The sequence below is a fragment of the Enterobacter sp. NFIX58 genome (assembly GCF_900110475.1).
GTDB classification, from domain to species: Bacteria; Pseudomonadota; Gammaproteobacteria; order Enterobacterales; family Enterobacteriaceae; genus Enterobacter; species Enterobacter quasiroggenkampii.
This window is the reverse complement of sequence record NZ_FODW01000002.1, coordinates 251,303-275,794: the sequence shown is the minus strand read 5'-3', so window position 1 is coordinate 275,794 and position 24,492 is coordinate 251,303. Positions and strand designations below refer to the sequence as shown.

33 protein-coding genes are annotated in these 24,492 nt (G+C 51.9%); 23 read left to right on the top strand and 10 right to left on the bottom strand.

Features of this window, described 5'->3' with window-relative positions:
• Nucleotides 1-38 precede the first annotated feature (38 nt).
• Nucleotides 39-605, top strand: a complete 567-nt coding sequence (locus tag BMW97_RS10955; protein WP_090392749.1) for a LuxR C-terminal-related transcriptional regulator — start codon at nucleotides 39-41, stop codon at nucleotides 603-605.
• Between the two features lie 191 nt (nucleotides 606-796).
• A protein-coding gene (locus tag BMW97_RS10950; protein ID WP_090392746.1) for an IS3 family transposase occupies nucleotides 797-1,917 on the top strand; the annotation gives its coding sequence in 2 pieces (ribosomal slippage) (nucleotides 797-1,055 and nucleotides 1,055-1,917; 1,122 coding nt in all).
• Between the two features lie 311 nt (nucleotides 1,918-2,228).
• Here the strand turns inward: BMW97_RS10950 and BMW97_RS10945 are convergent.
• The 4 genes from BMW97_RS10945 to BMW97_RS10930 all read right to left on the bottom strand — a co-directional run bounded on the left by BMW97_RS10945 (nucleotide 2,229) and on the right by BMW97_RS10930 (nucleotide 4,118).
• Nucleotides 2,229-2,663, bottom strand: coding sequence for a putative zinc ribbon protein (locus BMW97_RS10945; protein WP_090392745.1), 435 nt, complete (start codon nucleotides 2,661-2,663; stop codon nucleotides 2,229-2,231).
• Nucleotides 2,664-2,714: 51 nt separating this feature from the next.
• A complete protein-coding gene (locus BMW97_RS10940; protein WP_090392743.1) occupies nucleotides 2,715-3,107 on the bottom strand; it encodes a putative zinc ribbon protein in 393 nt (130 codons plus the stop codon).
• Nucleotides 3,108-3,225: 118 nt separating this feature from the next.
• On the bottom strand, nucleotides 3,226-3,432 hold the full coding sequence (locus BMW97_RS10935) for a helix-turn-helix transcriptional regulator (protein ID WP_090392741.1): 207 nt from the start codon (nucleotides 3,430-3,432) through the stop codon (nucleotides 3,226-3,228).
• 89 nt (nucleotides 3,433-3,521) lie between these two features.
• Nucleotides 3,522-4,118, bottom strand: a complete 597-nt coding sequence (locus BMW97_RS10930) for an inovirus-type Gp2 protein (protein WP_090392739.1) — start codon at nucleotides 4,116-4,118, stop codon at nucleotides 3,522-3,524.
• Between the two features lie 290 nt (nucleotides 4,119-4,408).
• Between BMW97_RS10930 and BMW97_RS10925 the strand changes: the two genes are divergently transcribed.
• The 18 genes from BMW97_RS10925 to BMW97_RS10840 all read left to right on the top strand — a co-directional run bounded on the left by BMW97_RS10925 (nucleotide 4,409) and on the right by BMW97_RS10840 (nucleotide 15,858).
• Nucleotides 4,409-4,954, top strand: coding sequence for a hypothetical protein (locus tag BMW97_RS10925; protein WP_090392737.1), 546 nt, complete (start codon nucleotides 4,409-4,411; stop codon nucleotides 4,952-4,954).
• A 602-nt stretch (nucleotides 4,955-5,556) separates the two neighbouring features.
• Nucleotides 5,557-6,483 carry a hypothetical protein gene (locus BMW97_RS10920; protein ID WP_090392735.1) on the top strand — a complete coding sequence of 309 codons (927 nt, stop codon included), beginning with the start codon at nucleotides 5,557-5,559 and terminating at the stop codon, nucleotides 6,481-6,483.
• Nucleotides 6,484-6,579: 96 nt separating this feature from the next.
• Nucleotides 6,580-7,467: a GTPase family protein gene (locus tag BMW97_RS10915; RefSeq protein ID WP_175481437.1), complete on the top strand. Its 888-nt coding sequence runs from the start codon at nucleotides 6,580-6,582 to the stop codon at nucleotides 7,465-7,467.
• A gap of 212 nt (nucleotides 7,468-7,679) precedes the next feature.
• Complete coding sequence (locus BMW97_RS10910; RefSeq protein WP_090392731.1) at nucleotides 7,680-7,838, top strand: hypothetical protein; 159 nt, start codon at nucleotides 7,680-7,682, stop codon at nucleotides 7,836-7,838.
• 125 nt (nucleotides 7,839-7,963) lie between these two features.
• On the top strand, nucleotides 7,964-8,428 hold the full coding sequence (locus tag BMW97_RS10900) for a hypothetical protein (RefSeq protein WP_090392729.1): 465 nt from the start codon (nucleotides 7,964-7,966) through the stop codon (nucleotides 8,426-8,428).
• A gap of 34 nt (nucleotides 8,429-8,462) precedes the next feature.
• A complete protein-coding gene (locus BMW97_RS10895; RefSeq protein WP_090392727.1) occupies nucleotides 8,463-8,804 on the top strand; it encodes a hypothetical protein in 342 nt (113 codons plus the stop codon).
• 90 nt (nucleotides 8,805-8,894) lie between these two features.
• Complete coding sequence (locus tag BMW97_RS10890) at nucleotides 8,895-9,716, top strand: DUF932 domain-containing protein (protein ID WP_090392726.1); 822 nt, start codon at nucleotides 8,895-8,897, stop codon at nucleotides 9,714-9,716.
• Between the two features lie 30 nt (nucleotides 9,717-9,746).
• Nucleotides 9,747-10,190 carry an antirestriction protein gene (locus tag BMW97_RS10885; protein ID WP_090392723.1) on the top strand — a complete coding sequence of 148 codons (444 nt, stop codon included), beginning with the start codon at nucleotides 9,747-9,749 and terminating at the stop codon, nucleotides 10,188-10,190.
• A 12-nt stretch (nucleotides 10,191-10,202) separates the two neighbouring features.
• Nucleotides 10,203-10,745, top strand: coding sequence for a RadC family protein (gene radC, locus BMW97_RS10880; RefSeq protein ID WP_090392721.1), 543 nt, complete (start codon nucleotides 10,203-10,205; stop codon nucleotides 10,743-10,745).
• Nucleotides 10,742-10,963 carry a DUF987 family protein gene (locus tag BMW97_RS10875; protein WP_090392720.1) on the top strand — a complete coding sequence of 74 codons (222 nt, stop codon included), beginning with the start codon at nucleotides 10,742-10,744 and terminating at the stop codon, nucleotides 10,961-10,963. The genes radC and BMW97_RS10875 overlap by 4 nt, the downstream gene beginning before the upstream one ends.
• A 25-nt stretch (nucleotides 10,964-10,988) precedes the next feature.
• Complete coding sequence (locus tag BMW97_RS10870) at nucleotides 10,989-11,345, top strand: type IV toxin-antitoxin system YeeU family antitoxin (protein ID WP_090392718.1); 357 nt, start codon at nucleotides 10,989-10,991, stop codon at nucleotides 11,343-11,345.
• Between the two features lie 19 nt (nucleotides 11,346-11,364).
• On the top strand, nucleotides 11,365-11,688 hold the full coding sequence (locus tag BMW97_RS10865) for a TA system toxin CbtA family protein (RefSeq protein WP_090392716.1): 324 nt from the start codon (nucleotides 11,365-11,367) through the stop codon (nucleotides 11,686-11,688).
• 714 nt (nucleotides 11,689-12,402) lie between these two features.
• On the top strand, nucleotides 12,403-12,840 hold the full coding sequence (locus BMW97_RS23870) for a hemagglutinin repeat-containing protein (protein WP_175481436.1): 438 nt from the start codon (nucleotides 12,403-12,405) through the stop codon (nucleotides 12,838-12,840).
• Nucleotides 12,812-13,534, top strand: a complete 723-nt coding sequence (locus BMW97_RS10855; RefSeq protein WP_082087755.1) for a hemagglutinin repeat-containing protein — start codon at nucleotides 12,812-12,814, stop codon at nucleotides 13,532-13,534. Before BMW97_RS23870 ends, BMW97_RS10855 begins: the two co-directional genes overlap by 29 nt.
• Complete coding sequence (locus BMW97_RS10850; RefSeq protein WP_045909909.1) at nucleotides 13,531-13,752, top strand: hypothetical protein; 222 nt, start codon at nucleotides 13,531-13,533, stop codon at nucleotides 13,750-13,752. Before BMW97_RS10855 ends, BMW97_RS10850 begins: the two co-directional genes overlap by 4 nt.
• A complete protein-coding gene (locus BMW97_RS24310) occupies nucleotides 13,749-14,669 on the top strand; it encodes a VENN motif pre-toxin domain-containing protein (RefSeq protein WP_045909908.1) in 921 nt (306 codons plus the stop codon). Before BMW97_RS10850 ends, BMW97_RS24310 begins: the two co-directional genes overlap by 4 nt.
• Nucleotides 14,670-14,678: 9 nt before the next feature.
• The gene (locus tag BMW97_RS10845; RefSeq protein WP_254783046.1) at nucleotides 14,679-15,401 is read left to right on the top strand and encodes an adhesin; all 723 of its coding nucleotides are present in this window, start codon (nucleotides 14,679-14,681) and stop codon (nucleotides 15,399-15,401) included.
• A 4-nt stretch (nucleotides 15,402-15,405) separates the two neighbouring features.
• The gene (locus tag BMW97_RS10840) at nucleotides 15,406-15,858 is read left to right on the top strand and encodes a hypothetical protein (RefSeq protein WP_008499695.1); all 453 of its coding nucleotides are present in this window, start codon (nucleotides 15,406-15,408) and stop codon (nucleotides 15,856-15,858) included.
• 210 nt (nucleotides 15,859-16,068) lie between these two features.
• Here the strand turns inward: BMW97_RS10840 and BMW97_RS10835 are convergent, their stop codons facing one another.
• The 5 genes from BMW97_RS10835 to BMW97_RS10815 all read right to left on the bottom strand — a co-directional run bounded on the left by BMW97_RS10835 (nucleotide 16,069) and on the right by BMW97_RS10815 (nucleotide 22,558).
• On the bottom strand, nucleotides 16,069-17,139 hold the full coding sequence (locus BMW97_RS10835) for an ABC transporter ATP-binding protein (RefSeq protein WP_045909907.1): 1,071 nt from the start codon (nucleotides 17,137-17,139) through the stop codon (nucleotides 16,069-16,071).
• On the bottom strand, nucleotides 17,132-18,901 hold the full coding sequence (locus BMW97_RS10830) for an ABC transporter permease (RefSeq protein ID WP_023294491.1): 1,770 nt from the start codon (nucleotides 18,899-18,901) through the stop codon (nucleotides 17,132-17,134). The genes BMW97_RS10835 and BMW97_RS10830 overlap by 8 nt, the downstream gene beginning before the upstream one ends.
• A gap of 80 nt (nucleotides 18,902-18,981) precedes the next feature.
• Nucleotides 18,982-20,070: an ABC transporter substrate-binding protein gene (locus BMW97_RS10825; protein WP_045909906.1), complete on the bottom strand. Its 1,089-nt coding sequence runs from the start codon at nucleotides 20,068-20,070 to the stop codon at nucleotides 18,982-18,984.
• Nucleotides 20,071-20,238: 168 nt separating this feature from the next.
• A complete protein-coding gene (locus BMW97_RS10820) occupies nucleotides 20,239-20,934 on the bottom strand; it encodes a response regulator (RefSeq protein ID WP_032638033.1) in 696 nt (231 codons plus the stop codon).
• On the bottom strand, nucleotides 20,918-22,558 hold the full coding sequence (locus BMW97_RS10815; RefSeq protein ID WP_045909905.1) for an ATP-binding protein: 1,641 nt from the start codon (nucleotides 22,556-22,558) through the stop codon (nucleotides 20,918-20,920). Before BMW97_RS10815 ends, BMW97_RS10820 begins: the two co-directional genes overlap by 17 nt.
• 176 nt (nucleotides 22,559-22,734) lie before the next feature.
• Here BMW97_RS10815 and yjdI point away from each other — a divergent pair, with 176 nt between their 5' ends.
• Nucleotides 22,735-22,965, top strand: a complete 231-nt coding sequence (yjdI, locus tag BMW97_RS10810) for a 4Fe-4S mono-cluster protein YjdI (protein ID WP_008499689.1) — start codon at nucleotides 22,735-22,737, stop codon at nucleotides 22,963-22,965.
• 10 nt (nucleotides 22,966-22,975) lie between these two features.
• Nucleotides 22,976-23,248, top strand: coding sequence for a GNAT family N-acetyltransferase (locus BMW97_RS10805; protein ID WP_008499687.1), 273 nt, complete (start codon nucleotides 22,976-22,978; stop codon nucleotides 23,246-23,248).
• A gap of 26 nt (nucleotides 23,249-23,274) precedes the next feature.
• Here the strand turns inward: BMW97_RS10805 and BMW97_RS10800 are convergent, their stop codons facing one another.
• Entirely contained in the window at nucleotides 23,275-23,886 is a 612-nt protein-coding gene (locus BMW97_RS10800; RefSeq protein ID WP_008499686.1) for a LysE family translocator, read from the bottom strand.
• Nucleotides 23,887-24,001: 115 nt separating this feature from the next.
• Here BMW97_RS10800 and BMW97_RS10795 point away from each other — a divergent pair, with 115 nt between their 5' ends.
• On the top strand, nucleotides 24,002-24,472 hold the full coding sequence (locus BMW97_RS10795) for an Lrp/AsnC family transcriptional regulator (RefSeq protein WP_008499685.1): 471 nt from the start codon (nucleotides 24,002-24,004) through the stop codon (nucleotides 24,470-24,472).
• The last annotated feature ends 20 nt before the right edge of the window (nucleotides 24,473-24,492 follow it).

The window sequence follows — 24,492 nt, the reverse complement described above, 5'->3', positions numbered from 1 at the left end:
ATGACAAAAAATTGCCATTAGTACAATCAGGAGTTGGTGTGAATAATATTAGCATCCATACTAAAACCACTTATGTATACCGTGCATTAACACAAATTATAAACAACTCATCATCAGCACCCTGTAATGATGAAAAGTTAATTATTATAGCTTTTGAAGAACCATGGATTACGTTACAGGACTTTATTAGTATTCAAAAAAGTCAAGCTCACCCTACGTTGGTGATAGCAAGAAAACAGACAATCCATTTTCTTGCGGCAATGCTTAACTCTGGAAAAATATATTACGAAGATATAGATACTGACATTCACCAATTAACAGAGACTGTTAGTAATTTTATGAATAACGTTCATATTATGTTTGGTGCGCGCAACAAAAAAAGACAGTTAACCATTAAAGAACGCCGGATATTATCACTTTATACCTCAGGTTATTCTGTTCCTCATATATCGCAACTCCTTAACATATCCATAAAGCAAATATATAATATCAAAACTAACTTTATGCACAAATTCGGTTTATGTTCTGATGCCGGGCTGATACATTATCGGGAAATAGTCATGCATGCTTGCAAACATGCAGAGCTTATAACCTATTGTTATTAGAAGTAAATGCATCATTTTCCATGTTTTCGCCTCGACGATCCTGAGGCTCTTCGGCCAGCAGTGCGTGCTAATTCTGAAAGCGTGACTCTGCCTGCTTCTCCAGCGCGTCACGCATGACCTTGACCTGCCCCCAGTTGATTAACACACCCCGATGTTAGTAATGTCTTCATAAGCCACATGAGGACATCCCCATGAAGAAGCGTTTTTCCGACGAACAGATCATCAGTATTCTTCGCGAAGCGGAAGGCGGAGTTTCTGCCCGTGAGCTCTGCCGTAAGCACGCCATTTCCGATGCCACTTTCTACACCTGGCGCAAGAAGTTTGGTGGCATGGAAGTTCCTGAGGTGAAGCGGCTTAAATCTCTTGAAGAGGAGAACGCCCGCCTCAAGAAGCTACTTGCCGAAGCCATGCTGGATAAGGAGGCAATTCAGGTGGCTCTGGGGCGAAAGTACTGACGACAGGCCAGAAGCGGGAAGCCGTTGAGTTTATGTGTGATGCGACCGGTCTGTCGCAACGTCGTGCCTGCAGACTTACAGATTTGTCCCTGTCGACCTGCCGTTATGACGCTCAGCGTCCATCTGCTGATGCACATTTATCAGGGCGTATCACTGAACTGGCGCTTGAACGCAGACGTTTTGGTTACCGGCGCATCTGGCAGCTACTGCGTCGGGAGGGCCTTCACGTCAATCACAAGCGGGTATACCGCATTTACCACCTTAATGGACTGAGCGTAAAACGCAGACGACGCCGTAAAGGGCTGGCGACCGAAGGGTTTCCGCTTCTACGTCCGGATGCACCGAACCTGACATGGTCGATGGATTTCGTTATGGACGCACTGGCCAACGGTTGCAGGCTCAAGTGCCTGACCTGTGTGGAAGATTCCACGAAGGAGTGTCTGACGATCACCGCTGCTTTCGGTATTTCTGGCGTTCAGGTCACGCGTATTCTGGACAGTATCGCGTTGTTTCGCGGTTATCCGACTACGATAAGAACCGATCAGGGCCCGGAATTTACCTGCCGCGCGCTCGAACAATGGGCTTTTGAGCATGGTGTGGAACTACGGCTTATCCAGCCGGGCAAGCCGACACAGAACGGATTTATTGAGAGCTTTAACGGCCGATTCAGAGATGAATGCCTGAACAAGCACTGGTTCAGCGATATCGTTCACGCCAAGAAAATCATTAACGACTGGCGGCAGGATTATAACGAGTGCCGTCCACATTCATCGCTAAATTACCAGACACCAGCTGAATTCGCAACGGACTGGCGAAACAGAAAATATAAAGAAAAACCAACCGACATCACTAACTGAAGGTTGTATCTAATCTTGGGGGCAGGTCAGGGACGCTCACTGAAGTTTAACGTTGTGCCAACAGCGAGCGATACAAGAACTAATCGCATTTGCTGCGAATTCGGCCGTTTACTCATTTGTACTATCTGACAAATGTGAGTTAGTTATGGATTGTTGTCCCGCAGAAAGAAATTGTTGAATGTGGGGTTTAAGTGACATCCATCTTATGTTGCTAATGAATTTGAATGGACATTAACTTTAGCAAATTGGACTGACTTCACACTCGTAGATGATTCTACCCAATATTTGGGGCGGCCTGCGGTCTTCAACGTTTATTTTGCGAACACCGCCGGTACAGTGAGAGTATCGATATCTTTCACTTCCGTGCTGTAGATATGCTGCCTGCACGCAGAACAACATCGAAAACCATAATATTCCCGCTGACAGAGCACACAGAAGTAATCTTTTTTTGAAGGCTCATTGGAGACTGAATCATCACGTTCCATCAGTGCATCCACGGCCTGGTCAAAGGCCGATACCGGTTTATCCCGGGCAATGATCTGGTATTCGCAATGGGTTAACCTGCATTCGTCAGCATCTTCCAGGTCATGTTCGAAATAACCGCCACTGTCATGCGTCCAGTGCAGACGCAGGGGATTACTGCATGAACGGCAGAACCAGATCCCCCGTGAACGCGGAGTCAGGTCCCGGGTGTAAGTGACTTCGCCCTCGTGGTTAAGGGCGGTACGAATGGTGCGAAATTGCATTGTGTAAATCCTGTGATGGTGTCTGGGTGGCAAGTAGCAGTTATCGCAGCCTTATTCTGCGCAACGCTCAGTACTGTGGTCACCGGTCCGACATCTTTGGCAGTAACGTTCACCATGGTAATCGCTGTCGCAACCAGAACAGTGCCAGTCGGCCTTCCGCACTACCGGGAGGACATCCGGGACGTAACGGCGTAGCATGCGTATGCGCCTGACTTCCTTCGGCTCAGGGCGTACGTACGGGCAATGGTGACGTCCGTTCTCGGTCAGGTCTTCCCATGTGTGCTCAAACCACGGGCGATTGGTGGCCCATTCCGGGTGGAATACCAGGGAACTGCCGCAGAGATGGCAGGAGTAGCGGTCGTAAGGGTGAAGCTGTGCAGTGACCGCGCCCGTGAGGCGCTGATTGCCGTCAAGCGCGATAAATGATTTTGCGTAAATCGTCATAGTAATGGGTCCTTTGCCATACGACAGGCAGCAGTGAACCGTCCCGGGGAGGGCAGCAGTGCAGGTCATACGACTGGTGGTCTTAAATCAGGTGGGAGATGTGATTGCGTTCGATAGATTACTGACGGGACTGCGCGATGCGTTGCTGTAGCCATGCTTCCACTTCGCTTTCAAGCCAGCGAGAGCTTCTGCCCAGCTTAATGGGCTTCGGGAACTCACCCAATGAAATAAGTTTGTAGAACCATTTGTCCGTTAGGCCGGTAAGCTGGGTGATAAACGCCATATCGACAAATTTGTCGTTAAGAATGCTGGTTGGGGTCGTCATCGTTTTTTCTCCGTTGGTGGTAAGGGAGAAGAAGTCAGGGATTCGAATGGTGCAGACTTCTTCAAACGATGAGGAACTGGCGTAATTTTTTATTCGCTGATGGCACACCTGCGACGTCTGCCACCCACCGCAGGAGCGGGAATGTCACTCAACTGGCAAACCACTTTCTCGCTCTTCTGGTCCTGCTTGCTCAGGTAGCTCAGAATGTACAGCATGCCCTTACGGCCTTTCATATCGCTATACGACGTCACCCGCTCGCCCTGCACTTTGTAATACTTCTGAGGCGTACAGCGGTAAGCACAGCCTTCCTCTCTTGTTATCTCACTCCAGAGGGTTTGCAGGGTTTTAAAGGTCGGCCATATTTTCCGATGCTTCTGACCGTTAAGATAAAACGCAGCGTGGATGTGATAGCCATGCTGTTCGGTGTATTCAAGCACCCACGTAAACCCGACAAGCCCTGTCATCGTGTTACACCGCTGGAGTAACAGAATCATATCCGCCGTCGTGGAATGTTTATCAGCGTTGCACCAGGCATTGCTGTCTACCCGGTAGTAGAAATCAACCCGGAACATGAGCAATTTGGAATAGCGTGCAAATAATTCGGAGAGATGATGACGCTGGTAACGTTGTAGCGTGCGGTGCTGGACGTAGTTAAGATTGGTATCGGTAATGTTGTGGTAAGCCATATGTCGTTTCCCTGAGAATATTTGTCACGGGAATGGACGCAGACTTCAGATTTGACGGATACGCTGATCACGAGGCTGAGGATCAGTATCGATATGTCGATCTGATGGAAGGCCATTGCTGGATAGCATCAGTCATCAGCATTGGGGTAATGTGATAACAGCCAGGGGGAAGCGAGAATTATTAGAAAAATCTCTTCTTTAGAAACAGTATTATTTACCTTAATGACAGCGTATGCCTGACCAACAACACGGCACCGAAGCCGCTGATTTATCGTAAGGAAATACCGTTTATGCGCCATTTTTTGACAACGTACCGGGACTCGATCCTCGCACTTACAGGGATCATCATTGCCATTATCTCACTTGGGTTCGCTATCTGGCAGGGCAGAGAGGAAATCAGGCACAACCATATTTCTGTCGAACCGAGGATAAATGCCTATTTCTCCAATGATGGGCGAAAAAATCAGTGGGGAATTTATGCCATCAACAACGGTATGGGAACGGCCTTTGTTAACAGAATGGTCGTGATGGTCGATGGTAAACCCGTGGAGCCCGTTGACAACAATATCTTCCTAGGAGCAGTTCTGGCACTCGGCCTTCACGCTAAATGTTTTGTGATTGGTGGTCCGCGTCCGAATGATTCCTTCAAGGTTGGAGAAGAAATATTTCTGGTGGAAGCAAGAGGTTCAGAAGAAAACTGTGCTGAAGACCGACTACGACTGAAGTGGGCTTCACAAAATCCACGCCAGCTGGACTTTGTGCTGGGTATGGAATCAATCTACGGCGATAAGTTTCGTTATACCTATTCGTTGAATCGCCAGGTCAAACTGGATTAACGTCCGGGAACAGATTAGCGTGGTCTGCCGTTCACCGCCGGTGCAGGAACTGCGCTGACTCTGTAAATCCGGCGTTCTGTCCGCTGCGATGGCTTATCCAAAAAGCTCAGGATGTATTGCATGCCCTCCCACAGGGACTGTATGGACCCCCAGAAGCACCAGACCTTCCTGTAACGCTGACCATTGAGATAAATGTGGTCAAGATAATCTTATGCTCCCAGGCGTAACCCACCAGCCCGATAGTGTCGTACATCGTTCCGTCAGCAAGGTGATATCGGAGACCAGTTGATTTACATCATCTGATTAACATCACCGCACATTCCCGTAAACTGATGTTAGAAAAACAGTATTAAATGTGTATTGAATTGTTTTATAAGTGTTTTTTGTGACAATAAATTGCGTGATATCCCCGTTGAATTACTTAGGAAGTATCAAGAAAGACATATGTAAGTAAGCATAAAGTCGTATTAAAAACGTGCTAAATCAGCATTATATTTCTAATTTAAAACCATTAAAAATTGCAGATTAAATCGCTTTTTTTGTTGTAAATTCCTTGTATGCTTGTCGTTGTTAATCATACATTTTTTATCAGAGGGAGCAGGATGAACAGGTATGTCGAAGTGAGGTCCATCAGAGAGGGCGTCTATATCCTTTGGCGTCTGGGTAATACTGAAAAAGCCCGCCAGTTTGCCTCAGGGGGCCAGAGAGACCTCATTCGATGCAATGGGGCTATCAACAGAATTATTGAGCAGGCATTAACGGAAAAGAATAATAACCCGAGTATCATTCGACGGGTTATAAGGTTAAAGGAAAAATATGAACAGCAACGCATTAATGAAAATATAGCATCATGGGTTAATCATGATAAAAATGCATGTATTTATTTTTGGCTCTACCTGTTTACTCGATTTACCCATAGCAGTATATCTGTAGAAGATATTCGTCGAATTATCAGAAATGATAGTGATCGGCATAATTACAGGCTGTACAGAGATGCATTACCCCTTCAGATACCCGATACTGCTGAGCAGTGTTTTATGGCGGGATTATATATCCTCGATTTACTTCCTCTACCACCAGAAGTAATCCGGAATGAAGTCGATAAAATCAGAAAAGGATACTACAGAGTAAAGGACAGCCTTCGTGATGATTTCGCCTGGATTGCAGATGCTGACCAGGGAAATGTCGAATGGGTCTGGGAACAGTTAAATAAACACCGTGATTTTTTGAAAGATACAAATCTCACAGAGTTCAGTCAGCATTTATTGTCTCAGTTGATACCCTTTCTTTATTATTTATGGGATGAGCGACGCGACACAAAGCAATTATTTCTTAATACGTTGCGCAAACGCTATGCTAACATGAAGCATCGTAAGAAGGTTGCTGATAAGGCACCGGTTAATATTCGTATATCTAAAAGTGCAAAAGAGACACTGGTAAAACTGGAGAAGCGCTTTAACCGAAACAGAGCGGATGTGATTGAATCGCTTATAGAAAGAGCCTGGGCTGAGCTGAACCAGAAAAACTAAAAAAATCTGAGTTATATATCATCTTACTGAATTCCCTCCCGTTTATATCTAACAGGCCATCCCCTCCGGATGGCCTTTTTTCATTCAGAGGCCGATATGAAACATCCCTCAGGCTATGCCCTTATCCGCCGCCATCTGCGGCGTTATCCGCACGCGCTGCGCCAGCATCTAATCCAGGAACTTAACCGTCTGGTCACTTATGAACCGGTGATTGGCATCGTGGGTAAAACCGGCGTCGGTAAATCCTCACTGTGTAACGCGCTGTTCCGCAGTGAAGTCTGTGCAGTCAATGCAGTGGAAGCCTGTACCCGTCAGCCACAGCGTGTCCGGCTACGTTTCGGTAATCACTTCCTGACGCTCGTTGATTTACCCGGCGTGGGCGAGTCTGTTTCCCGCGACGGTGAATACCGTGAGCTGTATCGTGACCTCATGTCACAGCTCGATATGGTGCTGTGGGTGCTCAAGGCCGATGACCGGGCTTATGCGGTAGAAGAGCAGTTTTATCAGGACGTGTTCGTGCAGTACAGCGGACCGCAGCCGCCGGTGCTGTGGATACTCAACCAGGTGGACAAAACCGAACCCGCCGAGCAGTGGCGATGGTTGTCGGCTCAGCCCTCGGCGTTACAGGCGGAGCGTATTGCGCAGAAACAGCAGGCTGTGGCACGTCAGTTGCAGATAGCAGAAATAGATATTCTGCCAGTCTCTGTCCGGGGGCGTTACCGGCTGTCGCGCCTTGTGGAGGCCATGATTACCCGCCTCCCAAAGCAGGCCCGCAGTCCACTTGTGCCTCATCTGCAGAACCGGTATCGCACTGATACCGTTATCAATACCGCCAGCAGCAGCTTTGGCGATGCCGTGGTAGAGGTGATTGATAACATCATTGACCTCGCACCGCTGCCGCAGGTGGCCCGCACAGCACTGCATGCGGTGACCCACACTGTCGCCCGTACGGCACGCTCCCTGTGGGGATTTTTCTTCGGCTAGTCACTTCGCTTTCGATGAGCGGCTTTGCCGTTTTCGATAAGTTTCTTTGTTTCATTACGATCGATTTTGTCGATCGAGCCGATCGATATTCATCGTTGTACATGATTAATCCGGTAGCCACATAATCCACAGGGCATTATGTGATTTATTAATTTTAACCATCAAAATCAATGCGATGTATCGCAGGGGTTGTCACGCATTAAGGAAAGTATATGCCGTTAATTCTGTTATGGGGCGGTCTGGCCCTGTTGCTGGGTTTCGTGGCGTCCGCTAACGGACGCTCGTTCTGGGCCTGGTGCATTCTCGGTCTGATAATCGACCCGATACTGGCGGGGCTGCTGTACTGGCTTATTGCAAAGGACCGCACATGAAAACATTTCTGCGTCTTTTCGGTAAGTTCACCCGCTGGTACATCACCCTCATTATCTTTATGGCCTGCCTGCTGTTCATTATCACCACCCTGGGCAATATGGCTGGCTTCTGACAGGACACTCCAATGAAAAATAAACTGATTATTTCATTTTTACTGGCTTCAGTGCTGACGCCTTCTGTCTCGCATGCGTTTGGAAACCATGATAGCTGGGTAAGTGGTTATGCGCAGGGAACGTCTGAATACACCATCCTCGGTAAAGGGCAGTCACAACTTTATCTGGCCTGCGATAGTTCCGGCTCACAGCCAGCGACCATTATCTTCACTGACGTGAACGGCCATCAGGTCAGGATGGACAGCGGTCAGACACTTGCCATGAGAATTGATAACGCTGAAGAAGTGAATATCAGCGAAAGCGAGTCTCATGTGGGATCTGACAATGTGATGTGGGCATGGAACAAATTACGCACCGGCAAACGTGTTGTGGTTTCAGGTAGCGGGGTAAAACCTGCCACTTTCACTTTAGCGGGGGCTGCTGCCGTTCTTCCTGCGTTCGGTGACAACGGCTGCGTGCCCGGATTTGCACTGTAGTTCTGCCTCACTCTTACAGGTTAAAGGAAATTTAATGAAGAAAATCATCACAGTCGCAGCACTCTGTCTGCTGTCATTTTCTTCGCTGGCCGCTTCTTCACCGGTCAGCGTCAGTGTTAGTCCCGGAAGCTACAGCCACTACTCATCGATTCGGATTACATCAAAAGTCGATTCGATTGTGATTAAACAACTCATTGTCAACCGGGGAAACTGCCAGGATGCAGAATTCGCCAGCCCGTGGAAACCGGTACGCCTGGGATTTGGCGGTACTGTATCCCATGAATTTACCGGCAAGGGGCTGATGGTTCCCTGTAATGTACTGGAAGTGGTGGTCCAGACAAGCGAAGGCGCATGGCAGTTTGATTTTGACAGCTGACACCACGCGCTTTTCCACCTTTCTTTCTATCTGAACGCCCTGCTCAAACGAGCAGGGCGTTTTCTTTTGCCTCTTTTAAAGGAATTACTCATGAGATTAGCCAGCCGCTTTGGCCGTATAAACCAGATACGCCGTGACCGTCCTCTGACCCATGAAGAGCTGATGAGTCATGTTCCCAGTGTATTCGGGAGTGACAAACATGAATCGCGTTCAGACCGTTACACCTACATTCCGACCATCACCATCCTCGAAAGCCTGCAGCGCGAGGGTTTTCAGCCGTTCTTTGCCTGCCAGACAAAGGTTCGGGACCAGAGCAAGCGGGAGCACACCAAACACATGCTTCGCCTGCGTCGCGCCGGGCAGCTAAACGGTCATCAGGTACCGGAAATCATTTTACTCAACAGCCATGACGGCTCATCAAGCTACCAGATGCTGCCGGGGCTGTTTCGTGGCGTCTGTACCAACGGCCTGGTCTGCGGTCAGTCATTCGGAGAGGTGCGGGTGCCACATAAAGGTAATGTCGTTGGGAAGGTAATTGAAGGGGCTTACGAAGTGCTCGGGGTATTTGACCGGGTGGATGAAAAGCGTGACGCCATGGCGTCACTTTTACTTCCGCCACCAGCACAGCACGCTCTGGCGAATGCCGCGCTGAAATATCGCTTTGGTGAGGACCACCAGCCGGTCACGGTATCGCAGTTGCTGACCTCACGTCGCCGGGAGGATTGCAGCGATGACCTGTGGACCGTCTACCAGCGCGTGCAGGAGAACCTGATGAAAGGGGGATTGTCAGGACGAACCGCACAGGGGAAAAGCAGCCGCACTCGTGCCGTTACCGGTATTGATGGCGACGTGAAGCTCAATCGTGCCCTGTGGGTAATGGCAGAGAATATGCTCGAGTTTTTCGGGCGTTAAACAACAGTAGCAGCATAAGGAGATAGTTTAATGGATACACAAAACCTTCAGTTCGCTGGGCAGACAGCAATTACTGCCTCAGTGGTACCAGACGAGTTACGCATCGGCTTCTGGCCACAGCACTTTGGTTCCATCCCGCAATGGATAACCCTTGAGCCCAGAATTTTTGCCAGGATGGACCGCCTGTGTACCGATTATCACGGTGGTATCTGGCGCTTTTCGACGCTCAGCAACGGCGGCGTTTTTATTGCCCCTGAGTCAGAGCAGGATGAGAAGTGGACATTGTTCAACAGTATGAATGGCAACGGTGCGGAACTTACTGGTGAAGCTGCAGGGATAGTCTCCTGTCTGATTGTATATAGCCACCATGCCTGTCGCACCGAGTCTGACGCGATGACTGAGCACTATTATCGCTTACGAGACTACGCGCTGAACCATCCAGAGTGCAGCGCCATTATGCATCTAATCGACTGAGGAATACCTGACATGAATACCGTATTATGCCCGGAGTCTTCACAGCGTGAACTCTTTCCGCTGACGATTATGCCTCGGCAGGGTTGCCTGCTTCCCGCGACATCTGGATTGACACCTTATGCCCAACAGACCATCCGCCGCGCTATCAATCTGCTGGATAAATATCTGCGCCAGCCCGGCAGACCCTTTACCTCAAGTTCTGCTGCTCGTGACTGGCTTCGGTTACAGCTGGCAGGGCAAGAGCGGGAAGTATTTATGGTGCTTTATCTCGATAATCAGCATCGTTTACTGGAGAGTGAAACGCTGTTTGCCGGTTCGGTTAACCATGTGCAGGTCCATCCCCGTGAGGTAGTGAAGTCAGCGCTTCGCTTTAATGCTGCGGCCGTTGTGTTTGCGCATAACCATCCATCAGGCGATTCGGAGCCCAGCCAGTGCGACCGCAACATTACGGGCAGGCTTCAAGAAGCGTTAGCACTGGTTGATGTGAAAACGCTCGATCATCTGGTCATCGGCTCAGAGAGCATTGTGTCGTTCGCGGAGCGAGGCTGGATATGAAAATCATCAGTAAACCCCAGGCTATGACTTTGTATCGGCAGCATCCTGGATCCCGACTGTTTCATTTAAGTACGTGCAAATATAAATGGTCAGGCAGTATCTGCCATTATGCTGTCCGCGAGGTGGAAGATATACGCGGCGTTCTGGCTGTATTTGCTGAACGTCGTCAGGACCGCAATGGTCCCTGTGTCATTCTTCGAAGCGTTACTTTCAATTAATCCTTTCCTTTAATTAGGAACAATAATGAACAATCACTCAGAATCCGGTACCAGATCGGAGATTCCCGCCTGCCAGCAGTGGGGACTAAAGAGTACGATCACACCCTGTTTTGGCGCTCGTCTGGTTCAGGAGGGCAACCGCCTGCATTTTCTCGCTGACCGGGCCGGATTTAATGGTGCTTTCAGCGACGATGACGCGCTACGCCTGGATCAGGCCTTTCCGTTGATACTCAAACAACTGGAGCTGATGTTCACCAGCGGAGAACTCTCTTCCCGGCATCAGCGCTGCGTCACGCTATATCACAACGGACTAACGTGCGAAGCCGATACTCTTGGTAGTTGCGGCTACATATATATCGCCATTTATCCCACTCAATATTAATTACTTTCACGAGAACAAAATGAAATATCAACCTGCAACAACCCTCTGGGCAGCGAAGCCAAGCCTGTCGCCCGTGGCTGTCTGGCAAATGCTACTTACACGGCTGCTGGAACAGCATTATGGTCTGACGCTAAACGATACACCTTTCTGTGATGAAACCGTTATACAGGAACATATTGATGCCGGTATCACTCTGGCTAATGCCGTTAACTTTCTGGTGGAAAAGTACGAACTGGCCCGTATCGATCACAGAGGGTTTGGCTGGAACGAACAAACACCATATCTCACAATCGTTGATATTATGAGGGCCCGCCGCGATCTTGGTTTATTGAATCGTAATTAGTCTGATGTTAACGGTATCGCTGCTTTTGAGTATGCCTGCCATTTGCTATCATCTCGCTTCCTGCTGATTTATCGACAAAGGAAATTACTTGAATTCAAAGCCTCTGTTCTTTGGGGGTATCTTTGGGGGTATAAGTTAAGATATAACTTGAAAAGGTTATATTTTTCAATTAATTGAGTTGGTTGTTCTAGTCCCTTCGCCCGCTCCAGATTTTCTTGATGTTATCCTCCTCTGTCTATTTTTTAACCAGCCTATCCTTTTCCATCCAGGTATCGTCATGCTGTTGTTTGATCGCTTCAACGAAGTTATCACGCATGCCTCCATATTCAGCACTGAGTTATCAGGTGTCATCAGAATTTGCAGCACGATGAATGCAACGGATAATTTAATCTGCGCTGCTAGCTGATGTTTATATCTAACTATTGGAAGGGGTGGTTAAAATTTTTTGAAAGAAGAAACAATCAGGCAATAATAAAAAATTCCGATATGACGCACTTCGTCATAACGGTTTTTTGAAACGTAACGCAAATATTACTACCAATTATAGTAGCCCTCTTTTTGAGACTATTCCCTATTGCGCCAGAGCTGGCATACTGAGGAAAACAAAAACTATTATCCTTTAATATGCGCTATTACAGCAAAACCGTTTTTTTTGCTCGTTATTTTTTGCTCTCTGAGCCATGCAGCCCCCTTACTCCTGCTGACCGGGACACAGTGCGTCAGCAGCAGGAGGAACTGTTATTAAAGAACCAGCAACAGCGTGAAGAGCTGGAGCGGAGTATTCCTCGCGCTGCGCCCGCCAGACCGCTGCCGGTTACCGGCTCCGGACCCTGTTTCACCATTCATACCATTACCCTTTCCGGTGCGACCTTAATCTCCCCAAAAACCCGGCAGACCCTTGTCGCGCAGGCCGGTAACGATCTCTCCCTGTCAGGTACGGATATCCGTGCCGGTAAATCGGTCTCACTCAGTGGCGAAAATGTCCTCATGGGGGTGAGCCGGGATACCCGCGACGGTGAAAACCACAGCAGCAGCGCCCAGAATGGTGTGACGGCATCTGCTGGCGGCTGGGCTGTTGAGGCTGCTAAAGCCGCAGAGACGGCTGCCCGCGGCGCAGGGCGCTATGTCGGACTCGTCGCTCATCAAGGCTAAAGTGTCTTTAACGGCGGGGACGTCCTCTCAGGACAGTCGTTACCACAGTACCGACACGCAGGGCACCACCATTAATGCCGGCGAGAATGTCTCTGTTCGTGCCGGAAATGACATTGCCGGTATTGGGGTACAGATCGCGGGTAAACACGTGGCGCTGGATGCGGGGCGCGATATTCTGTTGTCTGCCTCCCAGAACACAACCCTCTCTGAGAGTAAAAACAGCGGTAGCCAGTTCAGCGTTGGTGTCGGTGTGAGCCTGATTGGTGCACAAAACGGCATCTCGGTGGAGCTGGGAGCGTCACAGCATAAGGGGAAGGAAAACAGCCAGTCACAGCGCAATACGAACAGCGTTGTCCATGCTGATGAACAGCTTACGGTGAACAGCGGACGCGACACCATCCTGAAAGGTGCGGAGCTCGAAGGTAACGGTGTGGTGGTGAATACCGGACGCGATCTCACCATCAGCAGCGTGCAGGATACAGCCAGTTATGACAGCAAGCAGTCTTCGTCAGGCGCGTCCCTCAGTCTGTGCATACCGCCACTGTGTTATGGTGCTTCTTCCGGTAGCGTCAGTGCATCGGTGAGAATATCACCCAGAATGGTAAGAGCGTCGCTGAACAGAGCGGGATATTCGCAGGCAAGGGCGGCTTTGCCGTCACCACCGGAAATCATACCCAGCTTGACGGCGCGGTGATTGCATCCACGGCGTCTGCAGATAAAAATAGCCTCGACACCGGTACGCTGGGTTTCAGTAATCTCCATAACGAGAGCCAGACCAGCGGCAACGGCTACACGGTGGCGCTTTCCGGCAGCGCGGGTGGCAGCGGAAACGGTGAAAACCGCAACCTGGCACCGGCCATCGGTACGGCCAGGCAAAAGGGAGCCACACCGGCACGACCTCATCAGCGGTGAGTGGCGGTAGCATTGTCATTCGCAACCCGGCGGGACAGAAACAGGATATTGCTGACCTGAGCCGTGATACGGCTGACGCCCACCACGGCGTGGACGTGAACGGTGATGTGCAGAAGGTCAGGGATAACCTGGCGGTTCAGAGCGAAGGCGCGGCGCTGGCCACTTCTGCGCTGGATGCTTATGGCAAGTATGCGGAGCAGAAAGCGCGTGAATCCAATGCGACGCTGGGCGCGAAACTGGCATCTGAAGGAAAACTGCAGGGCGATACGCCGCAGGAGCAGGAAGCGTTCCTGAAGACGCAGCCCGGATATGAGAATACCGAGTACGGTCCGGAGAGTGCCTTCTGGACGAAGGGTAGCGCAGCGGCGGGATTACTGGCAGGTGCGCTTGGCGGTAACCTGAAGGCAGGCGCGGCAGCGGGGGCGGCTCCTCTTCTGGCGACCCTGGTCAAGGAGCAGAAAGACCCGACAGCCCGTGCCGCGCTGCACGGTATTGTGGCTGCGGCGCTGACGCAGCTGAGTGGCGGGAGCAGTGCTGATGGCCTGAAGGCTGGTGCCATAGGAGCCATTACGGCCTCGGCGATGACTGACCATCTGGTCAGCGCGCTGTATGGAGATAAAAAATCCAGTGACCTGACAGCAGAGGAGAAACGGCTGGTCAGTAGCCTCGTGAGTATTGCAGGTGGTCTGGCGGGCGCTGCTGTGACGGATGGCAGTGTCTCCATGGCGGCGACGGCGTCGGAAACGGCGAAGGTGGAGGTTGAGAATAACTCGCTGGGTGTCGTTATACAGGGCGGTAAACTGGCTGCACAGGGATGTCTGAAAATTTCTGCTTGCCGTGATCGCCTGGTTGCTAGTGGTCTGGGTGCTTTACTGGGCATTGGTGCATCCACATCAGCAATGGATACATTGTCATAAGATGAGCAGTTGCATCTGATCTATGTGGCCTCGCTCAATGATCCTTCCCAGCTCAGTCAGTTAAATAATGCTCAGAAAGCGGCCTATGAGTCCCTGACAGGTAAGACGATCACCAGTACTGGTGGTACGCAGGTCATCAAACCGGGACCATCAAACACTGGTGGCGACCAGACTGTAACTGGAAACGTGCCCTCCAACACAGGGAATAATAGCGTAGCAACCGGAGGGATAAATCATACTGGTAACACCAACGGTGATGGAGCGTCAAACAATAATGGCTGGACGACAACTACGCCGGTTCCGGATTCTCCTTCACTGGATGATCTTTTCTATCAGAACGAGAAGATCCCCGGTCTTGAAAATGTTCGCCCTGAAAATCCCGGTTATCCAGCCAATCAGAGTGTTATTGAAAAAATGAACGAACCTAAGTTTATTGCCTGGATAGGCAATACAGATTGTACGGATTGCTCAGATATCGCACCTAAACTTCTCAATGCAGCTGGCGGGCACGGGAAAATTATTGAAGCAAGGCCGACGACTCAGTACAACTTAAATGTGTATGAAAATGGAAAAATTGTACATGAACAAGCATTCCATCAGGTTTATACCGATGGTCAGTATGTTTACGATCCAAGAGTGTCCTTAAAACCAATTCCTAAAGGAGATTGGGAAAAACATATCAAATCTATAAATCAGGGAAGTGTTACGATCTCTGATAAATTACAGGGGTAAAATAATGTTTCCGATAGGTAAGAAAGAAACAATCTTGTTGGACTTCATTGGTTCTCTTGGAAAACTGGAGTGGTTACATTATCAGAGCCGTATTGAAGATGAATGGATAAATGACCATTTTGAAAAAATTGATCGCTCTAAGTATCCTCCTTATACCAGTTTTCGTTTTGAAAAAGAGGTTCCAGAAGTTATCGCCTTACTGGAAGATGCGATTCAATCATATAAAGGTAAAGTTGAGTGGTGTATGACCCATCATCCGAAAGAGTATGGTACTGGTGTTAATCATCGTATTTTGCCTACATTTGTTAAGAATCTCAGAGTCAGTGAAGGTATGGAAGATGTTAACGAGTATATTGAAAACCATTATCCTGATTTTGGCCCAATCGCCTATGAAGATCTTGTTGGACTGACGGAGCATGTTCAATCAGTTTTCAAAAATGCTGGATATGACGCATAAATTTTCTTTATATGCTCTGTGATAACATTTTGATATGGAGTCTTAACCCGTTATACGTACGGACGGAAAGAAGTGTCAGTTGGCTATTTTAGTCAGAATGCCTTAACAATAATGGCTAGCGCCATCTATCCTGGCATCTGCCCATTTCTTTGTTTTGTAGACCCGGTAAGCGAATCGCTACCGGGCCATGGCAGATTAATTATTGACTCATCACCCTTTCGGGAACACCCAAACATGCTTCTCCGGCAGCGAAAGATGGCAGTGCTGCGGATCCCGAACCTCATGCCCATACGCACGGATCACAAAATCATCCCCCACCGTGCGGAACAGGTATTCCCAGCGGTCGCCGAGGTACATGCTGGTGAGCAGCGGCAGCTCAAGCTGATTTTCCCCTGGCCCCTCGACCACCGCCACGCGCTCGACGCGGATCACCGCCGTGGCTTCTTTACCGCTCTGCACCCCTTCACCGGCCTGGCCCCACAGCACCCAGCCTTTCCCCTCGATGCGCGCTCTGCCGTCGCGCACTTCGGTGACCTTGCCGTGCAGGCGGTTGTTGCTGCCCATAAACTCAGCGGTAAACAGCGTTTTCGGCGAGCCGTACATCTCCTGCGGCGTGCCCTGTTGCTCAATTTTGCCGTTGTTAAGCAGCAGGATGCGGTCGGATATGGACATCGCTTCGTTCTGGTCGTGCGTCACCATCAGCGCGGATAACCCGAGCTTGATAATCAGCTCGCGCAGGAACACGCGGGCCTCTTCGCGCAGCTTGGCGTCGAGGTTAGAGAGCGGCTCGTCCAGCAAAATCACCGGCGGGTTGTACACCAGCGCACGGCCAATCGCCACGCGCTGCTGCTGCCCACCGGAGAGCTGGTGCGGGTGACGTTTGCCAAGATGGCCCAGGCCAAGCTGGTCCAGCACGTCTTGCACGCGCTGCTGGATCTCTTTGGCCGGGACTTTGCGCAGCTTGAGCGGATAGGCCACGTTCTCAAACACGGTTTTGTGCGGCCACAGGGCGTAGGACTGGAATACCAGCCCCAGGTTACGCTCTTCCGCCGGGACCTCACTGCGCGGCGTGCCGTCGTAAACTTTACTGTTGCCAATCACAATCGAGCCCTGAGTCGGTTTTTCCAGACCCGCGACGGCGCGGAGCAGGGTGGTTTTGCCGCTGCCGGAGGGGCCTAACAGGGAGACCACTTCGCCGCGCTTCAGGTTCATGGAGACACCTTTTAAAACAGGATTGTCGCCGTAGGTTAAGTGCAGATCGTCAACCGCTAATTCAATCATGTATTTTCACTCCGAAACGAAGGGCAATGCCCAGACCTACCACGACAAGCAGGATGTTAATGAAAGAGAGCGCCGCCACGATATCAATGGCACCCGCGGCCCAGAGGGAAACCAGCATCGAGCCGATGGTCTCCGTGCCGGGCGAAAGCAGGTACACACCCGTTGAATATTCGCGTTCAAAGATCAGGAACATCAGCAGCCACGAACCGATCAGACCGTAGCGGGAGAGCGGAATGGTGACGTGGCGGGTGATCTGTCCGCGCGTCGCCCCGGTACTGCGCGCCGCCTCTTCAAGCTCTGGCCCTACCTGCAGCAGCGTGGAAGAGATGAGCCTCAGCCCGTAAGCCATCCACACCACGGTATAGGCCAGCCAGACGCTGAAAATGGTGCTGCGCAGCGAACGCAGCCAGACGATGACGTTTTCACGCATCCAGTCGGTCCAGGCAAACCCGGAAAGCCAGCCGGATTTCAGCGAGTTATCCAGCCACATCGGCAGGAACAGGAACACCCACAGGAAGGCCAGACCCGCCAGCAGGCCAGGCACGGCGCGCGGCACCAGCACGCTGTAGTCCAGGAAACGCGTGGTGTTGTCCGGCTTACGGTGCATGGCAATGCCGACAAACAGGTAGCACACCACGGCCAGCGCGCCGCCAATGACGCCAATCGCCATGGAGTTGACGATGGCGCGCAGCAGGTTGGGCTGCGCCCAGATGGTGCGGAAGGTGTTCAGAGAAAGCTCGTCCCACAGCGAAACGCCCACGCCCCAGTTGGAGATAAACGCGCGCAGCACCACGCCGAGCAGCGGAACGCCGATGGTAACGGTGAGCCAGAAGGCAATCACCGCGCCAGCCACCCAGCGCCATTTACCCAGCGGTAGCGCGCGGGCCTGCGAGGCCTTGCCCTTCATGGTGACGAAGCGGTTGGCAGTACGCATCAGGCGACGCTGGAGCATCACCAGCGGGATGGTGATGCAGATCAGCACCACGGCAACCGCCGCCATCAGGTTATAGGATGGGGTACCCATCTTGTTCGTCAGCTTATAGAGATAGGTCGCCAGCACCATGTTGCCTTCCGGGTCGCCGAGGACCAGCATCAGGCCGAACACTTCCAGCCCGAGGAAGAACAGCAGCACAGTGGCGTAGAGAATGGACGGACGTACCATCGGCAGGCTGACGGAGGTCATCACCTGCCAGGGCGACGCGCCCGCGGTGCGTGCGGCTTCTTCCACGTCGGAGCCCACGCTGCGCAGCGCTGACGAGATATACAGATAGGCGTGCGGGACGTGCGTCAGGCCGGCGATGACCACAATGCTCGACATGTCGTAGATGTTCCACGGCACAAAGCCAATCAGCGCCTCGGCCCACTGGGAGAGAAAACCCACCGGACCGGCGGCCACCACGTAGCCGAAGCCCAGCACCATCGGTGACACGAAAATCGGGACCAGGATCAGCGGCTCAATCAGCCGGCGACCGGGCAGGTCGGTACGCACCATCAGAAACGCCAGCACGCCGCCCAGTGGGATAGAGATAAAGACCAGCCCGAAAGCCAGAATAAAGCCGCTTTTCAGGGCCTTATAAAAATCGGGGTCGGTGAAAATAAAATCAAATGATTCAAAGCTCCACTCTTTTGACGGCGAAAAGAACGGCGCGGACAGGAAGCTCTGGATCACGATAAACGACAGCGGCGTGTAGATAACCAGGGCGGTTATCAGCACGACGATGCCTCGCGGCAGGCTTTGCCACTTTCTGCGTAATGTATTCATGGGGTATCCCTGGTATTGCAGCCCAGAAAAACGAACTCAGTCGATAAGGGAGCGCGGCGGCCAGCGCCGTGCTCATACGCTTATTTACCGGCGGCGGTACGCCACTCTTTGATGTACTCGAGGCGTTTTTTCGGCTGCAGGTATTCCAGCAGCGTTTCATCAACCGGGATCGGCTTCAGCGCGTTGCCAAGGATTTTGGTCAGGCCGTCGATATCATTCTTGCCTTCGATATCGTTACGAATGGAGGGGATGTCCGCCTGATTGGCCAGAATGTTTTGCCCTTGTTCAGAGAGCACGTAGTCCAGCCAAAGCTTCGCGGCGTTGCTGTTTTGCGATTGCTGACTGATGAACGACACGCGCGACAGCACCAGGGTGTAATCCTTCGGATAGGCAATGCCGAGTGACGGATCGTTCTTCGCACGCGCTTCCGCATAAGAACCGAGGATGTTGAAGCCGATCAGGTTTTCACCGGAGGAGACGCGCTCCATCATGGTGCCGGTAGACGACTGCACCGACAGGCCACCTTTGGCGACGTCGGCCAGGGTCTTAAAGTAGTTCGGATCGGCGTTGTGATCCTGCACCGAGAGCATAAAGCCCAGACCCGATTTTTCGATATCGTAGGTGGTGACTTTGTTCTTGAATTTGTCCGTCTGGCTGGCAATCAGCTTCGCCAGCGCGGCGTGAGAATCCGGCACGTCGCCAGCCGGGATCAGACGCTTGTTGTAGATAAAGACCACCGGCTCATAGGTGGTGCCGTAGGCCTTATCTTTCCAGACCGCCCATTTCGGCAGCTGGCTTTGCTCCGGAGATTTGTACTCCATGGCGTAGTCGGTGGCGAGCTTCAGGCCGGTGTCCATCGAGGAGCTCCAGACCACGTCGCCGCTCACGCCGCCGGAAGCCTGTTCGCTGATGAAACGGTTGTACAGCTCGGTGCTGTTCATGTCGTTGTATTCGACTTTAATGCCGGGGTAGGTTTTTTCGAAGCCCTGGATCAGCGGGCCGGCAGCTTTGATGTCGGTGGTGGAATAGATGACAACCTTGCCCTCTTTCGTGGCGGCATCAACCACTTTTTGATACTCAGCAGGATAACCCTGCGGCAGGGCAGACAGTGCAGAAGCAGAGAACAGTACGGTAGCGGTAAGCAGAGAAATTCGGAACGTGTTCGACATTATAGTTAACCTTTTAGTTACATTTGAGGAACTAATTGTCAACATAGCGTAAAGCGCGCCTCCGACAATAGGGAGGCGAGGGCAATGATTCCGAAGTGTGATTGTCGCCGTCGTTTCAGCAATTAACACCATAAAATCCGCGAACGTTAGCCAACGAACGGTTGCGGATTACGGTTTATCGGGGGCTTTACGGTATAACCGGCGAGGATGACCAATATTGCCGTACAGCATTTCAACGCTGATTAACCCGCTCTCCACGCAGTATTCAAGATAACGGCGCCCCGTGGTTTTGCTGATCCCCACGTTTTCCACCACCTCCTCAACCGACATCGCACTATCGGGATGCTCGGCGAACAGGCGTTTAATCCGCTCCAGCGTCTGGGGCTCAATGCCCTTTGTGGACGGCGTTACGGAGGCTTCCGCGGCAGGCAGATGAAACAGGCGATCCAGCGCATGCTGGTCGACCACCTTCACCTGCTGCACGGTGTGGATGAAGCGCATAAACCGCTCCAGCGAGGCGTGCAGGCGCTGGAAAAAGACGGGCTTGATGAGGTAATCAAACGCGCCGCTGCGCATGGCGTGGCTGCAGGTCTGCATATCGCTGGCGGCGGTGATGAAGATCACCGAACACTCATAGCTTTTCAGCAGCGGGTTATCGATGAGCTCCACGCCTTTACCGTCCGGAAGATAGTTGTCCAGCAGGATTAGCCGCGGCTGATGCTGACGAATCAGGCGGCATGCCTGCTCAATCGACGCGGCGATACCCACCACGCGTAAATGAAAATTCTGCTCGATATACTCGCGATGCAGCTCCGCCAGGTGCGGCTCATCTTCAACGATCACAACATCAAGTGCTCGGGTCATGCTTTAGCCCATTCGGAATAAACACAGAAAAAATAGTCCCTTGTGGCGTGTTGTCGGCAATCTCAATACTGCCGCCAGCCTTATCGATATATCCTGCCACCAGATACAGGCCAATACCGTGCTCGGTGCCCACAATGTCGTTTTCACGTTCCGGTTTGCTGCTGAATCCCTGGCGGAAAATATGCGGCTTCATCGCATCCTCCACCCCACAGCCCCGGTCGGCCACCTCAATCAGCAGCTCCTGGTTTCGGTCAGAAATGTAGAGTTCTACCGGCGCGGGGACCGGTGCCTTAAGGGTCGCGTCCACCGCGTTATCCAGCAGGTTACCAATAATGGACATCAGCTCCGTTTCGTTGAGCGTGGCGGGCATTCGGGTGAGCTGGCAGGCGGGATCAAACAGCAGCTCGATGCCTTTTTCGCGCGCGCTGACGTATTTTCCAAGCAGCAGACCACACAGCGCGGGAGAGGAAAAACGGGCGGAGACAAAGTCCAGCACCCGCTGCGCGCCTTCGGACTGCACCTGGATGTAACGAATCGCCTCGTCATAGTGTTTCATCTGCAGCAAGCCCACCAGCGTGGCGGTCCAGTTCAGTTGCTCGTGGCGCATAATGCGCAGGTTATCGGCATAGCGCTTGATCTGACTGAGCTGGCTGCTGAGGGTGTTGATGTCATTTTTGTCGCGAAAGCTGTAGACCCAGCCGCTTTCAACGCCGGGTTCGACCTCAATCGCCACCCGGTTGACGATTACCTCCCGCTGGTTCAGCACGGCAATCTGGTCGTGGCGGCCAGCGCTCACCGAGGCGTAGCGCTGGGATAAAAAGCCCGGCGATGTCTGCAGAACGTCTTCCAGCGGTTTGCCGATAAGCGCTTTCTCACTTTGCCGGATATCCAGCATTTCTCGTGCGGCGCGGTTAATTAAAATCAGTTGCTTCTCTTCATTGACGGCAAATACCCCCTCATACATGGCTTCTAATAGCGCGCGCTGCTGCAAAACCAGCTGAGCGATATCTTTCGGCTCCAGTCGGAACATCTGTTTTTTGAGATTGCGGGTAAACAGCCAGGAGAACATAAACAGCAGCAGCAGAAGAGCCGCGCCGTACAGCCCGGACTGCCAGAGAATGCGGGCATTAATATTGGCAATATAGGAGGTCAGATAGCCGACCGAGACAATACCAATCACCTGGTGCTGCGCGTTAAAGATCGGCGCTTTGCTGCGCAGTGAAACCCCAATCCCGCCCTGGCGCACGGAAATAATGGTTTTGCCCTTTAATACCTCCGCATTATCTCCGCCGATCATCGGTAAATTAATCCGCTCCGGGGATTCCGAATGATAGAGGTGCTGTTCCTCGGTATCGCCAATCACAATGTAGCTGGCATCGCTTTCGGCGCGAAGCGGCTGGATTAACCGGGCGATGCCGGGGATATCTCTGGCCGCAACCATTGCCGCCAGACCCGGCATCAGCGCGATCTGGCTGGCCTGAACCCGGGCACGCTGGCCGAGATCGTGATGGAGCTGCCGGTCAATAAAATGAAACAGGATCGTTCCCAGCAGAACTAACAGCAGGCAGGAGAAGCACACCAGCGCTAAAAACAGCTTTACCTGAAAAGAGAGTCTGCGTTTCATTCAACCTGCGGATGTTATGTAAAAGTGATATTTGCCGAGCCTGACATGGGCAAATAGCGGACGCAATCTGGCAAGAAAAGAGTTGTGACCTGGCTTTTCGTTTTCGGCGTTATAGCCATCAGGATCCCGTCAGGCTATTCTTCATTCAGCACGATAATAATTACAGAGGCAATGTCATGGATAAAGAGCTACTGGATGCGGGTTACCGGGCCTATACCGGCGAGAAAATTGACGTTTACTTCAACACCGGGATCTGCAAACACTCCGGTAACTGCGTGCGTGGCAGCGCAAAGCTGTTTAATCTGAAACGTAAACCGTGGATTATTCCCGATGAAGTGGACGTTGAAACGGTTGTCCGCGTGATTGATACCTGCCCGAGCGGTGCGCTGAAGTATCGCCAAAAATAAGCGAGGAACCATGGATATTCTGGAAGGCCATAACAAGTTTTACGTGAATGATGCGAACGGCAACCAGGTCGCGGAGATTGTCTTCGTGCCGACCGGCGAGCACCTGAGCATTATCGAGCACACCGATGTGGATGAGAGCCTGAAGGGGCAGGGCGTCGGTAAACAGCTGGTGGCGAAAGTGGTGGAGAAGATGCGCGGTGAGAACCGCAAAATTATTCCGCTGTGCCCGTTCGCGAAACATGAGTTTGATAAAACGCGGGAATATGACGATATTCGGGCGTAAATAACACCGGCGATGGCCGGTGTTTTTTATCTTACCTGCTCAAGCAGCAATACCATCGCGATCAGCACCATTATCCCTCCAGATGCCATGCTCACCCGACGCGCCGCCTGTGGCCGGGTCGCCAGCACCGCTTTCGAACCATACCCCACCAGCAGATAAACCAGCGTACAGGTGATAAGGTGCATCATCCCAAGCGTGGACATTTGCATTGCTAACGACCAGCTCCCGGTCGGGTCTGTAAACTGCGGGAGCAGGGCCAGGAACAGCAAAAACACTTTCGGGTTTAGGCCGCTAATACAAAGCCCTTTCACCGCCCACTGTCGCCAGTTTCCCGCGTGGTAGCTCGCCTTTTCCGGGGCGGCAGGGTGCCGCAACAGTCCGATGCCGAGCCACAGGAGATACGCGGCCCCCGCGAGGGTCAGCCCGGTTAACGCCAGCGGATGTTGAGCAATCACGACCCCCACGCCAGCCACGACAATGAGCGTGGCTAACAGATGCCCTGACATCAGCCCCAGCACCGCCGGTACCACGCGTCGCCCGTTAATCCCGGCGCTAATGGCGTAGGCCCAGTCGGCGCCTGGCGTCATGATGAGCAGAAACGAAACCACCCAAAAGCCGGCCACAATACTCATTTCCATCGTTCTGAAAACTCCCGCAGTGCGTTAAACGTTGCGAAAAAGAATATCGTTAACCCTGCGAAATAGGCTTTCAATGTTATGCTCATAACACGGTGAAATTGAGAAAATCTTCCAAATGGACAGCATCGATCGAAAAATTCTTGCGGCGCTCCAGTCTGATGGACGCCTGTCGCTTACCGAGCTGGCTGAGCGGGTCAATCTGAGCCTCTCGCCCTGCCATCGTCGCGTGCGGGCGCTGGAGCAAAGCGGGGCCATAACGGGATACCGTGCCAGCCTGGATCCCGCCAAAATGGGGTTTAACTTCCTGGCAATCGTCTTTGCGACGCTGAAAGAAGGGGACCGAAAGGCGGTTAGCGCGTTTGAAGAGGCGGTGGAGGAGATCCCGCAGATCGTGCTGGCGCAGCGTCTCTTTGGCGATCCCGATTATCTGATGCACGTTGTGACCCGCGACCTCTCCGCTTTCCAGAAGCTCTATGACGAGAAGCTTTCCGCCATGCCTGGCGTGCAGCATCTTCGCTCAACGCTTGTCATGAAAACGGTGGTGCAGGACAGACCTTTTCCGCTGGACGTTACGGGACGAGACTGAATGACATGCCCGGCAGAGCG